The following is a 12,745-nucleotide window of genomic DNA, read 5'->3' as shown; positions in this document are numbered from 1 at the left end:
CAGGGAATCTCTATGTTGAACCGCTTCATACTTATCGTGGTCTTCGTGCCGCTCGCCGTCATCCTGATTGCGCTGGCCGTCGCCAACCGCGAGCTGGTCGCCTTCACGCTCGACCCGTTCAACCCCGGCAATCCGAAACTGACGCTGACCTTGCCGCTGTTCATCTTCCTGTTCGTGGCGCTCGCCATCGGCATGGTCGTCGGCAGCCTGGCGACCTGGGTCAAGCAGGGCCGCTACCGCAAGCTGGCGCGCCAGCGCGGCGTCGAGGCCGAGAATTTGCGCCAGGCGGTCAGCCGGGTACCCGCCGCACCGCAAGGCTCGGGCCAGGGGCCGGCGCTGCCGAAGCCAACGGCCTGAAGCCGGCGCTTTTATCTTCGCGGAGTTTTGCATGCTGACCATTTCGGCCGACGCTGTCGACCAGGCGCTGACCTTTCCCGGGCTGGTCGAGACATTGCGCGCGGCCTTCCGCGAGGGTGCTGTGCAACCCGTCCGCCATCATCACGGGGTCGAGCGGCCCGACGGTGCCACATCCACGCTGCTTTTGATGCCGGCGTGGACCGACTTCCATGCGGCCGGCACGTCGGTCGGGGGTCATATCGGCGTCAAGATCGTCACCGTATCGCCCGACAACAACGCCATCGGCAAACCGGCGGTGATGGGGCTCTACCTCCTGCTCAACGGCGCCACCGGCGAGCCCGAAGCGCTGATCGACGGCCAACGGCTGACACAGTGGCGCACCGCTTGCGCCTCGGCGGTGGCGGCCTCCTATCTCGCCTGCGAGGACGCATCGCGGCTTCTGGTGGTCGGCGCCGGCGCGCTGTCGCCGTTCCTCGCCAAGGCGCACTCCGCGGTGCGGCCGATCAAGACCATCCGCATCTGGAACCGCACGCCCGCCAATGCCGAAAAGGTCGCGGCTGATTTGCGCGCGGACGGTTTCAACGCCGAGGCCGCAAGCGATCTCGACGCCGAACTCGCCGAGGCCGACATCGTCTCATCGGCGACGATCACGACGACGCCGCTGGTCAAGGGTGCGCTGCTCAAGCCGGGCGCGCATGTCGATCTGGTCGGCGGCTTCACGCCGACCATGCGCGAGAGCGACGACGACGCGATCGCGCGCGCCCGCGTCTATGTCGACACCCGCGCCGGCGCCACCAAGGAAGCCGGCGACATCGTCCAGCCGCTCGCCTCCGGCGTGCTGAAGCCGGAAGCCATCGTCGCCGATTTGCATGAGCTGGCGCGCGGGGAAAAACAGGGCCGGCAGAGCCCCACTGAGGTCACGCTGTTCAAGTCGGTCGGCGCCGCGCTTGAGGACCTTGCCGCCGGCATTGCCGTCTACAACGCGCTCAAGCAGTAGCGTCTGCGCCGGTTCTGCGATCGAACTTCCTGATCGCTTCCGCGCTGACCGGGGTGAAGAAGTTCACCAGATTGCCATCGGGATCGCGCAGCAGCAGCGACCGGTTACCCCATGGCATCGTCGTCGGCGTCTGTACGAAATCGCCGATAATTTTCGCCAGCCTGCTGTACTCAGCATCAACATCGGCGACGCGAAACTCGATGATCGCTGAGCGATTGGCGGCCAGCTGCGCCACATCAGTTCCGAACAGGGCCAGCGTGCGGGTGCTGCCGATCGCCAGTGTGCAGGACGGCGTTGCCAGTTCGGCGAAATCGTCTGTGAACCAGGTTGCGGTAAGCCCGGTGATCGTGTCGTAGAATGCCACCAAGGGCTTGATCTGATCGGTAATGATGCGGATCGAGACGAAGTCCATCTTATTCTCCTGGGGCAAGCGCGACGCTATCTGAAGACAATCGCTTGTCGCACAAGGCTGCTGACAACTTGGTGTCAGCAGCCTTGTCACGGTGCCTTGCCGATCCGGCGGCTGGATGCTTCAGCCTGCCTTCATGGCAGCGCCCATCGCCTCGGCGATCAGCGCGAAATCATGCGCCGTAATTTCGAACAGGCCAAAGCGCAGTTGATAACCCCAGTTCGATTTGCCCGCGGTGAAGTCGAGCTGCTCGAGCAGCGGCTTGATCGGCGCCTCCTCGGCCTTGGCCCATTCGACATCCCTGCGGAACGGCGTGAAGCCACCGCCCATGTCGCCCTGATAAGGCTCGCCTTCGCGCACGGTGCCGATTGCCGTGAAGGCCTGCAGGCCGTCCTTCTCGCGCAGAATTGTGGTCGGCGAGTAGTAGATGATGCCGTCGCCGGGCTTGATGCGGCGCAAAGGTGCCGCCTTGCCGTGGTTGACCTGCATGAAGCCGGCCTCGCGGCCGCGCCGGACATGTTCGGCGGAAGCGACCGCGATCCAGTGCGCACTCATTTCTGTTCTCCATTGGCCTGTTCCCCATTGGCCTGTTCTCCGTCGTTCAGCCAGTAGACGCGCAGCCGGTGCTTGTCGGGATCGAGCGCAACGAAGGTGCGGCCGAAGTCCATGTCGGTCGGCGTCTGCAGAACGGTCAAGCCGCGTCCTGCCCAGTCCGTGTAGGCGGCGTCCACCGCATCAGGCCGGTCCAACGCGAAGACGAGCTCCGCACCGCCGCCCGCGGCCGCGGCCGACGGCTCCACCGTGTGGCGCGACCACAGGCCGAGCTTGAAGCCATTGTCGAGCACGAACAGCACGAAGGTCGGCGACGTCTCCACCGGCTGGCGTCCCAGCAGCGCACCGTAGAAGGCGCCGCTCCGCTCCGGGCTGTCGACATAAAGGATGACGAAATTGGGGGTGTTCATGTCTGCTCTCCAGGGTTTCGATTGGAGGAGCATAGGTGACCCCACTGTCAGATTCTGGCAGCAGCGTCTTGTGGGCGCGTGGAAAGGAGCATTAAGCGCCAGGCTGGCGCTTCGGTGCGTCCAGCGTCGCGCGCCATTCCTTCAGCAGCGCCTGCCGACGACGCGGATAGCGGATATACGTGGTGTTGAGCCCCGACATCCGGTCGGCGCGAAAATGTCTGAAATCCTGCCGCGTCTCGCACCAGGCCACCACCACCCGCACCTTGTCGAAAAAGCCGAGCGCGAATGGCCAGATCAAGCGCTCGGAGGCGGCGCCGCCGGCATCGCGGTAAAGAAAGCCGAGTTTTCTCTCGTTGCGGATCGCCTGGCGCACCAGGCCAAGGTCGATGCTTTCGACAGCATCGCCGTGCGGCCCGACCAAAAGCGCGGTCGCATCGAGGTCCTCGCGCAGATCATCCGGCAGCACAGCGGCGATCTTGGCCAGCGCGTCGGTGGCGGCGGCCGACAGCCGCTTGTCCGGTTGTCTGGCAACCCAACGCGATCCCAGAACGATGGCCTCGATCTCCTCGTCGGTGAACATCAGTGGCGGCAGCATGAAGCCGGGTTTCAGCACATAGCCCAGCCCAGCCTCGCCCTCGATCGGCGCGCCTTGCCCCTGCAGCGTGGCAATGTCGCGGTAGAGCGTTCGGATCGAAACGTCCATCTCGCCGGCAAGCGTGCGACCGCTCACCGGCCGGCGATGCCGGCGCAGGATCTGGATCAGGTCGAGCAGGCGTTCGGAACGGGACATGATTCGAGATTTGCCTGTTTCCTCAGCGAGGTCCACCACCTCAGACATTCGCACGCTGGACCATTTTGTTTGCGCAGCCGGTGACCCTATGCCAAAAGCGGCCTGCCGCCTCCGGAGACGCTCCTGCTTGAAGTCTTTTCGCGACAAACGCCGCGACAACCGTCCGCCCGCAAAAGGCAGGACCGAACATGCGCGGCCGCAGCCGGAGACCGTACCAATCCGACCCGAAGTCAGACAGCAACGCCACGAAACAAAACCGGACGACCGGTCTGATCCGAAGCCCGCCCCCCGTATCCTGGCGCGTCGCGAAGGCATCCTGCCCACTGAGCGCCTGCCGGTGATCCTCGAAGTGGCGCCCAATCAGGATTATGCACTGCTCGACAGCGGTGCCGGCGAGAAGCTCGAACAATACGGCCCCTACCGCATCGTGCGGCCCGAGGGACAGGCGATCTGGCAAAAGGCCTTGCCCGCCAGGGACTGGGACCGAGCCGACGCCATCTTCACCGGCGACACCGACGAGGAAGGCATCGGCCGCTGGCGGTTCCCGAAGGTACCGCTGGGCGAGACCTGGCCGATGAAGCATGACGGCATCGACTATCTCGGCCGCTTCACCTCGTTTCGCCATGTCGGCGTCTTCCCCGAGCAGGCTTCGCACTGGGACCATATGGCCAGCCTGATCGCGGCGGCCAACCGCCCGGTCAAGGTGCTGAACCTGTTCGGCTATACCGGGCTCGCGTCTCTCGTAGCCGCCCGCGCCGGTGCCGAGGTCACCCATGTCGATGCCTCCAAGAAGGCGGTCGGCTGGGCGCGCGAAAACCAGGAAATGGCCGGTCTCGGCAGCAAGCCGATCCGCTGGATCGTCGACGATGCTGTGAAATTCGCCGAGCGCGAAGAGCGCCGCGGCAGCCGCTACGACATCATCCTGTTCGACCCGCCCGCCTATGGCCGCGGCCCCAAGGGCGAGGTCTGGCAGTTGTTCGAGGACCTGCCCGGCCTGACCGATCTTTGCCGCGCGATCCTGACGCCGAAACCGCTCACCGTGGTGCTGACCGCCTATTCCATCCGCGCCTCCTTCTTCGCCATCCATGCCTTGATGCGCGACACCTTTGCCGGCATGGGCGGCACCGTTGAATCAGGCGAACTGATCATCCGCGAGCAAACCGCCGGGCGGGCGCTGTCGACATCGCTGTTTTCGCGCTGGGTGGCCTGAATGCCCGGGAGACCTGAATGCCCGGGAGTCCCGAATGAATGAGCGGCACGCAGGTGCGCCCGGGCAGGTCAAGGAAGTCACCAGCCTTGCCAATCCGCTGATCAAGGACATCAAGGCGCTCGCCCAGAAGAAATTCCGCGACCAGCAGAACGCCTTCATGGCCGAAGGGCTGAAGCTGGTCATCGACGCCCTCGACCTCGGCTGGTCGATCAGGACGCTGGTTTTCGCCAAGGCCGGACGCGGCAATGCGGCGGTCGAAAAGGTGGCGGCGCGCACGGTTGCCGCCGGCGGCACCGTGCTCGAAGTGTCCGAAAAAGTGCTGGTCGCCATCACCCGCCGTGACAATCCGCAAATGGTGGTCGGCGTCTTCCGGCAAAAACTGCTGCCGCTAAGAGACATCCGCGCTCACGACGGCGACGTCTGGGTGGCGCTCGACCGGGTGCGCGATCCCGGCAATCTCGGCACCGTCATCCGCACCGTCGATGCCGTCGGCGCCAAGGGCGTCATCCTGGTCGGCGAGACTACCGATCCTTTTTCGGTCGAGACCGTGCGCGCCACCATGGGCTCGATCTTCGCCGTGCCGGTGACCAAGGCGACGCCGGAAGCATTTCTGGCTTGGCGAAACAGCTTCTCGGGCCTGGTGGTCGGCACCCATCTGAAGGGTGCGGTCGACTACCGCTCGGTCGATTTCTCCCGAGGACCGGTGCTCTTGATGATGGGCAATGAGCAGCAGGGCCTGCCCGACAATCTGGCGGAAAGCTGCGACCGGCTGCTGCGGATTCCGCAGGCCGGCCGCGCCGATTCACTCAATTTGGCGGTCGCCACCGGAATCATGCTGTTCGAGATCCGGCGCGGCGCGCTGAAACTTGCCCCCGAGGACGCCACATCGTGAAATCATGGTCTCCCTATGCGCTGCTGGTGATGGTGGCAATCGCGCTCGACCAGTGGATAAAGCATCTGATCGAGACCGGCCTCGTCTTCCAGGAAAAGCTCGACCTGGTGCCATTCCTGGCGCTGTTTCGCACCTACAATACCGGCATCGCCTTCTCGATGTTCTCGTCCTTCGGCGACACCGGCCTGGTCGTCATCGCGGTCGTCGTCGTCGCCTTCGTGCTTTATCTGGCAACGCGTACGCCATCCGGCCATGTGCTGGCCCGCATCGGCTTTGCCCTGATCATCGGTGGCGCGATCGGCAATCTGATCGACCGCGCCGTCTACGGCCACGTCATCGACTATATATTGTTCCACACGCCGGTATGGTCCTTCGCCGTCTTCAACCTCGCCGATGCCTTCATTTCGGTCGGCGCGGCGCTGGTCGTCTTCGACGAATTCATCGGCTGGCGGCGCGAGGCCAAGCCGCAAGGCCCAGAAGCCTGACGGCCCGACTCATTTGACCAATTGACCTCGCCGGACGGTCGCCGCACAGTTCGGCCAGAGCCAGCCAATGCCGACCGCCAGCCTTTGCGAAGCCGAGGAGAAGAGATGCCTGAAACCTTCAAAGCCATCCTCGTTTCGCGCGACGCCGAAAAGAAGCAGTCGGTCGAGATCGTCGATTTCGGCGAAGCCGATCTGATGGAAGGCGACGTAACCGTCGCGGTCGAGGCGACGACGGTCAACTACAAGGACGGGCTGGCCATCACTGGGAAAGCGCCAGTGATCCGCCGCTGGCCGCTGGTGCCGGGCATCGATTTCGCCGGAACCGTCCTCTCCTCATCGCATGCCGACTGGCGCAAGGGCGACAAGGTCATCCTCAATGGCTGGGGCGTCGGCGAGACGCATTTCGGCGCCTATGCCGGGCGCGCCCGCGTCAACGGCGGCTGGCTGGTGCCGTTGCCCGACGGCATCAGCGCGCACGATGCGATGGCGGTCGGCACCGCCGGCTATACGGCCATGCTCAGCGTCATGGCGCTGGAGCGGCACGGCATCCTGCCGGATCGCGGCCCGGTGGTGGTGACGGGTGCAGCCGTCGGCGTTGGGTCGGTCGCGGTCTCGATCCTGTCCAGCCTTGGCTATCACGTCATCGCCTCGACCGGCCGCAACGCGGAAAGCTCCTATCTGATCGACCTCGGTGCCGCCGAAGTGATTTCGCGCGAGGAACTCTCCCAGCCGGCCAAGCCGCTGGCCAAGGAGCGCTGGGCCGGCGGCATCGATGCCGTCGGCAGCCACACGCTGGCCAATGTGCTGTCGATGACCGCCTATGGCGGCGCGGTCGCCGCCTGCGGCCTGGCGAGTGGCATGGATCTGCCGTCGAGCGTCGCCCCGTTCATCCTGCGCGGCGTCTCGCTGCTCGGCATCGATTCAGTGATGGCGCCAAAGGCTGTGCGGCTGGAAGCCTGGCGCCGCATCGGCAGCGATCTTGATCTCAAGAAGCTCGCCGGCCTGTCGACGACCATCGGCTTCGACGGCATCATCACCGCCGCCCATGACATCGTCGAGGGCAAGATCAGGGGGCGCATGGTCGTGGATATGTGAGGCCCCGAAGCCACCAGAACGGGCGGCAAAAATGCATGACCGCTAAAATTCGAACGATCCGCCGCGCTTTTCCATAATCTCTATCTGGCAAGGATTTCCGCATGATCGCGGAGTCCGCCAGGAAAGAGAAGAGCCGCGCCGAAAGCATCGACCGGCCGAGCCCGGCGACGCCCAAGCGGCAGCATGTTGCTGCGCCGCCTCTTGCGCCGGATTTGCCGCGCGCCACGCCCGAGGGCCTGCCGTTTCTGACGGTGGTCGCTAGTGTCGTGCTGGCGGGCCTCTCCCACCTCACCGGGGCGCCAATCTTCATCACCCTTGGCTTGCTGGCGACAGGCGTTGCCGGCGTCGCCATGCACCTGCGCAGCCGGCGCACCGTCCGCCGCGCGGCGGCCTTGCTCGACGAAACCGCGGCCCGTAGCCGCGCCGAAATCGAGACGCTGGCCGACCGCATGTGGGAGATGCAGGAGAGCGAGGAGCGTTTTCGCGGGCTGATCGATGCGCTCGGCGATCTCGTCGTCCACCGCGACCGCGACGGCCACATCGTCTATGCGAACATGGTTTTCGCCGGCCTCGTCGGAACCGATCAGCGCGACCTTGCCGGCAGGACTCTGGCCGACCTCGGCATTGATGTCGGTATCGTTCCCGACGCCGCCTTTTCCGATCATGAATGCCTGAGTTCCACCGACGTCTCCATACGTACCCCGAACGGTCCGCGCTGGTTCTCATGGATCGAACTGTCGGTGCGCGACAAGGATAGCGGCGCCGTCTCGCACCGGGCGATTGCCCGTGACATCACCGCCCGCAAGCGCGCCGAATCCTCGTTGATCACCGCGCGTGAGCGCGCCGAATATGCCAGCCAGGCCAAGTCGCGCTTCCTCGCCACCGTCAGCCATGAGATCCGCACGCCGATGAACGGCATCATGGGCATGGCCAAGCTTCTGGCTGACACCAATCTGTCGCCCGAGCAGCGCACCTATGTCGGCGCTGTCTCGACCTCGGCCAGCGCCCTTTTGGCGCTCATCGAGGATTTGCTCGACTATTCCAAGATAGAGGCCGGCCGTTTCGACCCGGAGCCGCAGCCGACATCGCTGCGCGAAATCGCCGACAACATCATCGAACTGATGGCGGCGAAAGCCTTCGCCAAGAACATCGGCCTCGGCTGTCATGTCGAGCCCGACGTGCCACAGATGATCATGGCCGATCCGGGAAGAGTCAGGCAGGTGCTGCTCAACCTGATCGGCAATGCGATCAAGTTCACCGACACCGGCGGCGTGCTGGTTTCGGTTGCACGGGCCCGCACCGAGATCAGCGACCGCATCTGCTTCACCGTCGCCGACACCGGCCCTGGCCTGCGCGAAGACGATATGGAGCGCATCTTCGAGGAATTCGAACAGTCCGACGGCACCTCGACCCGCACCCATGGCGGCGCCGGCCTCGGTCTGGCCATATCGAGGCGCCTGGTCGCCGCCATGGGCGGTGCCATTTCGGTGTCGAGCCGGCTTGGCGAGGGATCGGAATTCGTCTTCGAGATCCCGGCCGCAGGAGCAACCGAAGCACCGCAGAACCGGCAGAACATCCTGGCCGGCCGGCGCGCCGTGATCGTGTCGAAGAACGCCGTCGAGGCCGACGCCATCGCCCGCACCATCCGCGCCCATGGCGGCGCCGTCGACGTCGCCGCAACCGCTTCCCAGGCGACGCCCTTCGCCGAACATTGCGATGTGCTGTTGATCGACGCGGCCCTGGAGGACGGCGACGGCAGACTGCTCAAGCGCCTGCGCCAGAGTGGCTTTGCCGATTGCGAGGCGATCACGCTGATCGCGCCGACCGACCGCGGCATGCTTGGCGAATTCCGCACCAACGGCTACGCCACCTTCCTGGCGAGGCCGGTGCGCGGCGAAACCCTGCTGCGCGTGCTGCTGACCAGTCATGCCCCTGCCTTGCCGCCGCCCAAGCCGGAAAAGACCGGCGCGTCCTCGCTTCGTGCCCATGGCGGGCGCCAGCAAGGTTTGTCGGTGCTGATCGCCGAAGACAACGACATCAACGCCATGCTTGCCCGCGCCACGCTTTTGAAGGCGGGACATCGCGTGAAAGTGGTCGGCAATGGCAAGGCCGCGGTCGAGGCGGTGACCGAAGCCGGGCTGAAAAATCGCTTCGATGTGGTGCTGATGGATTTGCACATGCCGGTCATGGACGGGCTGGACGCGATCGCCGCCATCCGCCGCCACGAGGAGGAAATGGCTGTGCCGCCGGTTCCGATCATGGTGCTTTCGGCCGACAGCCAGGAAAAGACCCGCCACACCGTGCTCGCCCATGGCGCCAGCGGCTTTGTCACCAAGCCGCTCGATCCCGACGCGCTGGTCCATGCCGTCGAGGGCCAGGTGGCCGCCTGAATTCATGTCCCTCAAAAGTGGCCCCGGTTTTGAGAAGACGACATGCACAAAACAAAGACAGAAGCGCGTCGCGTGAATCGTCCCAGCGCGACGCGACGCTGGCGCAATCCTCGCGTCACGTAGGTAGCCGAATGAGGGTTTTCGCCAGCCGACGAAGTATTGCCCGTCGCGCCGTATCACGGTACTGTCACAATCCTGTTGCACCTACACCGTATCCCCGTGCCAAGAGGGATGGCTCGAAGGAGAATCACTCGTGCATACAGTTATGCCGGAATGTGACACTCGGCCCAGCGCAGGCGGCGCTTTGCTCGCCGCGCGGAACGCCGATGCCGTCGCAACAGGCGCACCGCTGGGCCGTATCGGCAATCTCGAAGTGCGGCTTGCCCGCAATGAGGCCGAGATCGCCGCCGCGCAGGAAGTGCGCTACCGGGTGTTTTATGACGAGCTTGGCGCCAGGAAGGACCTGTTCCAGGCGCAGGACCGGCGCGACGCCGACCGCTTCGACCCGCTGTGCGACCATCTGCTGGTGCTTGACACCTCGATCTCCGGCCCCGAGCATCGCCGCATCGTCGGCACTTACCGCCTGCTGCGGCAAGAGATTGCGGCGACCGCCGGCGGCTTCTATTCCGAAGGCGAGTTCGAACTGACCAAGCTGATCGCCCGCCATCCCGGCCAGCGCTTCCTTGAGCTCGGCCGCTCCTGCGTGCTGCCGGAATACCGCTCGAAGCGCACCATCGAGGCGCTGTGGCAAGGCATCTGGGCCTACATCAACCACTATGAGATCGGCGTGATGACCGGTTGTGCCTCGTTCCCTGGCACGGTGCCGGCTGCGCATGCCGAGGCGCTCACCTACCTTGCCCATCACTGCCGGACCAACTCCGCCTGGGATGTGCGGGCGGTCTCCGGGCGCTATTGCTCGATGGACCTGATGCCGATCGAGGCGGTCAACGCCAAGGCGGCGATCGCGGCCATGCCGCCGTTGGTCAAGGGCTATCTGCGCGTCGGCGCCCGCATCGGCGACGGCTGCGTCATCGACCGTGAGTTCTCCACGGTCGATGTGTTCGTGGTGATGCCGGTCAAGGAAATCGGCGCCCGCTACGTCAACTATTATGGCGGGGAAGTGCAGCGCTTTGCGGCGTGAGGCAGTAGGCAGTAGGCAGTAGGCAGTAGTGAAGGCTGCCGCGAATTGCTGACTACCGACTATTCCCTATTCCCTAATCCCTCTCCCTACGGAATATCCTCCGGTCGCCGTCCCGGGCGGCTCTTGTAGGACGGAAAGGTCCAGCCGAATTTCAGCGCGCCGCCGCGCACCAGGAAAGCCGCGACGAAGCCGGCGACATCCGAGGCGAGCGGTGGCAGGCCGGCAAGATCGCCAAGTGTGTAGAGGCCGGCGCCCGCGAGTGCGGCGGTGACGTAGATTTCGGGCCTGAGCAGCACCGATGGCTCGCCGGCCAGCAGATCGCGCAGGATGCCGCCGAACGTAGCTGTCAGCACGCCCATAACAACGGAGACGACCGGCGAGCCGGTGATGGCCAGCCCCTTGGCCGCGCCCATTACGGAAAAGGCCGCCAATCCGATGGCGTCGAGCCAGAGCAGCCATTTCCAGCGGGATTCGACGCGGTGAGCGATGAAGAAGACCAGCACCGCAACCGCCGCGCAAACCAGCACATAGCCGGAGTTGGCGACCCAAAAGACGGGCAGGTTGAGGATGACGTCGCGAAGCGTGCCGCCGCCAATGCCGGTGACGCTGGCCAGAAACAGGAAGCCGATAATGTCGAGCTGCTTGCGCGAAGCCGCCAACGCCCCGGTCGCGGCAAAGACGGCGACGCCGGCATAGTCGAGGAGGTCGATGGGTGTCAGGGACATGAGGTAGTAGGGATTGGGAATTAGGGAAAGTATGAATAACACGAAGCCGCGCGATTGATACGCCTGCCTATTCCCTATTCCCTATTCCCTATTCCCTATTCCCTATTCCCTATTCCCTATTCCCTATTCCCTATGCCCTACTGGCTATTCCCTACTCACGCATCCTTCTCGGCCTGCTCGTTCACCGGCCCCGGCTCGACCGGCGCTTCGGTGGCCGCGATCTTGGGGCCGCCCTTGGCGACCCCGACCATGGCCGGCCGCAGCACGCGCTCGCCGATCGAATAGCCCGGCTGCACGACCTGGACGACGGTGTTGGCCGGCACATCTGGATTGGGCACTTCGAACATCGCCTGGTGGAAATTCGGGTCGAACTTCTCACCTTCCGGCTCAAGCTTCTTCACCCCATGCCGTTCCAGCGTCGACAGCATGGCGCGCTCGGTGATCTCGACGCCGTCGATCAGCGCCTTGAAGCCGGCATCTCCGGCCGCTTTCGCCTCGGCGGGGATAGCATCGAGCGCGCGGCGCAGATTGTCCGACACCGACAGCATGTCGCGGGCGAAATTGGCCACCGCATAGGCGCGCGCATCATGCACGTCGCGGGCGGTGCGGCGGCGCAGATTCTCCATCTCGGCTGCGACGCGCAGCGCGCGGTCCTTCAGCTCCTCGTTTTCCTTCAGCAGCCGCACCAGCGCTTCATAGTCGCCGTCGATGCCGCCTTGCGTGCGCTCGGCCTCGGCCGTTTCGATATCCTCGGGCGCGCGTTCGTCTTTTGTCTGGTCGCTCATCGCCATTTCCCGTCATTCGAATGGTTTGGATTTGCGCCCGATATCGAGGTTTGGCGGCCAAAAATCAAGGGGCAAGCCCAGGAGGACGCCCAACAGCAGGCAATGTTGCGGGCTGCCCGTCGGACTTGGTGCGGGACGCAAAGACGTTCAAAATTAATTCAAACTTTACCGTAACGGCAGCCTTTGCTTGCCAATACCCCGCTATGGGGAACCATTCAAAGCTTGGAGGAGTTTTGAAACCGACACAGGATTTGAGACAATGGACCGCAATACTGGCAACAGAAGCGAAGAGCTCGCCGCCGACATCAGGCGCCAGTTCGGCACCGAGGCGACGACGCGCTTCTTGCGCACCTTGCCGGCCTTCCGCACCGAGGCCGACATTCCCGCCCGTTTCCGGGACCTGCTCGACCGGCTGGACGGCATAGAAGCCAGCATGGCCGGCGGCCAACGCCGTCAATAGCGATGCAATCGCGCGACAATTACGCGCAGTAATTTTGCGTGAGCTTT

The 12,745-nt window shown here is 64.6% G+C and carries 15 protein-coding genes; 9 read left to right on the top strand and 6 right to left on the bottom strand.

Features of this window, described 5'->3' with window-relative positions:
• Positions 1-12 precede the first annotated feature (12 nt).
• Positions 13-357: a lipopolysaccharide assembly protein LapA domain-containing protein gene (locus tag X751_RS157790; RefSeq protein WP_023698203.1), complete on the top strand. Its 345-nt coding sequence runs from the start codon at positions 13-15 to the stop codon at positions 355-357.
• 31 nt (positions 358-388) lie between these two features.
• A complete protein-coding gene (locus X751_RS157795) occupies positions 389-1,354 on the top strand; it encodes an ornithine cyclodeaminase family protein (RefSeq protein ID WP_023714119.1) in 966 nt (321 codons plus the stop codon).
• Here X751_RS157795 and X751_RS157800 read toward each other — a convergent pair.
• The 4 genes from X751_RS157800 to X751_RS157815 form a co-directional block, all read right to left on the bottom strand.
• Positions 1,344-1,766, bottom strand: a complete 423-nt coding sequence (locus tag X751_RS157800; protein WP_023744092.1) for a VOC family protein — start codon at positions 1,764-1,766, stop codon at positions 1,344-1,346. The genes X751_RS157795 and X751_RS157800 overlap by 11 nt on opposite strands.
• 120 nt (positions 1,767-1,886) lie before the next feature.
• Positions 1,887-2,318, bottom strand: a complete 432-nt coding sequence (locus tag X751_RS157805) for an EVE domain-containing protein (RefSeq protein ID WP_023714121.1) — start codon at positions 2,316-2,318, stop codon at positions 1,887-1,889.
• Entirely contained in the window at positions 2,315-2,725 is a 411-nt protein-coding gene (locus tag X751_RS157810; RefSeq protein ID WP_023683064.1) for a VOC family protein, read from the bottom strand. Before X751_RS157810 ends, X751_RS157805 begins: the two co-directional genes overlap by 4 nt.
• A 91-nt stretch (positions 2,726-2,816) precedes the next feature.
• Positions 2,817-3,515: a YafY family protein gene (locus X751_RS157815; RefSeq protein WP_023683063.1), complete on the bottom strand. Its 699-nt coding sequence runs from the start codon at positions 3,513-3,515 to the stop codon at positions 2,817-2,819.
• A 127-nt stretch (positions 3,516-3,642) separates the two neighbouring features.
• Here X751_RS157815 and X751_RS157820 point away from each other — a divergent pair, with 127 nt between their 5' ends.
• The 6 genes from X751_RS157820 to X751_RS157845 all read left to right on the top strand — a co-directional run bounded on the left by X751_RS157820 (position 3,643) and on the right by X751_RS157845 (position 10,728).
• Positions 3,643-4,725 carry a class I SAM-dependent rRNA methyltransferase gene (locus X751_RS157820; RefSeq protein ID WP_023744091.1) on the top strand — a complete coding sequence of 361 codons (1,083 nt, stop codon included), beginning with the start codon at positions 3,643-3,645 and terminating at the stop codon, positions 4,723-4,725.
• A gap of 34 nt (positions 4,726-4,759) precedes the next feature.
• Positions 4,760-5,617: an RNA methyltransferase gene (locus X751_RS157825; protein ID WP_023683061.1), complete on the top strand. Its 858-nt coding sequence runs from the start codon at positions 4,760-4,762 to the stop codon at positions 5,615-5,617.
• Positions 5,614-6,102, top strand: coding sequence for a signal peptidase II (lspA, locus tag X751_RS157830; protein WP_023683060.1), 489 nt, complete (start codon positions 5,614-5,616; stop codon positions 6,100-6,102). Before X751_RS157825 ends, lspA begins: the two co-directional genes overlap by 4 nt.
• A gap of 105 nt (positions 6,103-6,207) precedes the next feature.
• Positions 6,208-7,197 (top strand): MDR family oxidoreductase, encoded by a 990-nt coding sequence (locus X751_RS157835; RefSeq protein ID WP_023744090.1) that lies wholly within the window; start codon positions 6,208-6,210, stop codon positions 7,195-7,197.
• Positions 7,198-7,298: 101 nt separating this feature from the next.
• On the top strand, positions 7,299-9,587 hold the full coding sequence (locus X751_RS157840; RefSeq protein ID WP_023744089.1) for a response regulator: 2,289 nt from the start codon (positions 7,299-7,301) through the stop codon (positions 9,585-9,587).
• Positions 9,588-9,840: 253 nt separating this feature from the next.
• Positions 9,841-10,728, top strand: a complete 888-nt coding sequence (locus tag X751_RS157845; protein ID WP_031203911.1) for a GNAT family N-acetyltransferase — start codon at positions 9,841-9,843, stop codon at positions 10,726-10,728.
• A gap of 86 nt (positions 10,729-10,814) precedes the next feature.
• Here the strand turns inward: X751_RS157845 and X751_RS157850 are convergent, their stop codons facing one another.
• Together X751_RS157850 and grpE are read right to left on the bottom strand one after the other, a co-directional pair.
• Complete coding sequence (locus tag X751_RS157850) at positions 10,815-11,447, bottom strand: trimeric intracellular cation channel family protein (protein ID WP_023744087.1); 633 nt, start codon at positions 11,445-11,447, stop codon at positions 10,815-10,817.
• Between the two features lie 161 nt (positions 11,448-11,608).
• Positions 11,609-12,238, bottom strand: a complete 630-nt coding sequence (gene grpE, locus X751_RS157855) for a nucleotide exchange factor GrpE (RefSeq protein ID WP_023691975.1) — start codon at positions 12,236-12,238, stop codon at positions 11,609-11,611.
• A 259-nt stretch (positions 12,239-12,497) separates the two neighbouring features.
• On the opposite strand from grpE, the gene X751_RS157860 reads away from it, so the two are divergent.
• Positions 12,498-12,698, top strand: a complete 201-nt coding sequence (locus tag X751_RS157860) for a hypothetical protein (RefSeq protein WP_023669766.1) — start codon at positions 12,498-12,500, stop codon at positions 12,696-12,698.
• Positions 12,699-12,745 lie beyond the last annotated feature (47 nt).

Source organism: Mesorhizobium sp. LNJC394B00, from assembly GCF_000502555.1.
GTDB lineage: Bacteria > Pseudomonadota > Alphaproteobacteria > Rhizobiales > Rhizobiaceae > Mesorhizobium.
This window is presented reverse-complemented; position numbering and strand designations above follow the sequence as displayed.

Excerpts from the sequence above, each read along its gene's own strand:
- X751_RS157815 (WP_023683063.1), bottom strand. The coding sequence starts at position 3,515 with ATGTCCCGTTCCGAACGCCTGCTCGACCTGATCCAGATCCTGCGCCGG.
- X751_RS157805 (WP_023714121.1), bottom strand. The coding sequence starts at position 2,318 with ATGAGTGCGCACTGGATCGCGGTCGCTTCCGCCGAACATGTCCGGCGC.
- X751_RS157835 (WP_023744090.1), top strand. The coding sequence starts at position 6,208 with ATGCCTGAAACCTTCAAAGCCATCCTCGTTTCGCGCGACGCCGAAAAG.
- X751_RS157790 (WP_023698203.1), top strand. The coding sequence starts at position 13 with ATGTTGAACCGCTTCATACTTATCGTGGTCTTCGTGCCGCTCGCCGTC.
- X751_RS157800 (WP_023744092.1), bottom strand. The coding sequence starts at position 1,766 with ATGGACTTCGTCTCGATCCGCATCATTACCGATCAGATCAAGCCCTTG.
- grpE (WP_023691975.1), bottom strand. The coding sequence starts at position 12,238 with ATGAGCGACCAGACAAAAGACGAACGCGCGCCCGAGGATATCGAAACG.
- X751_RS157825 (WP_023683061.1), top strand. The coding sequence starts at position 4,760 with ATGAATGAGCGGCACGCAGGTGCGCCCGGGCAGGTCAAGGAAGTCACC.
- X751_RS157860 (WP_023669766.1), top strand. The coding sequence starts at position 12,498 with ATGGACCGCAATACTGGCAACAGAAGCGAAGAGCTCGCCGCCGACATC.
- X751_RS157840 (WP_023744089.1), top strand. The coding sequence starts at position 7,299 with ATGATCGCGGAGTCCGCCAGGAAAGAGAAGAGCCGCGCCGAAAGCATC.
- X751_RS157795 (WP_023714119.1), top strand. The coding sequence starts at position 389 with ATGCTGACCATTTCGGCCGACGCTGTCGACCAGGCGCTGACCTTTCCC.
- X751_RS157810 (WP_023683064.1), bottom strand. The coding sequence starts at position 2,725 with ATGAACACCCCCAATTTCGTCATCCTTTATGTCGACAGCCCGGAGCGG.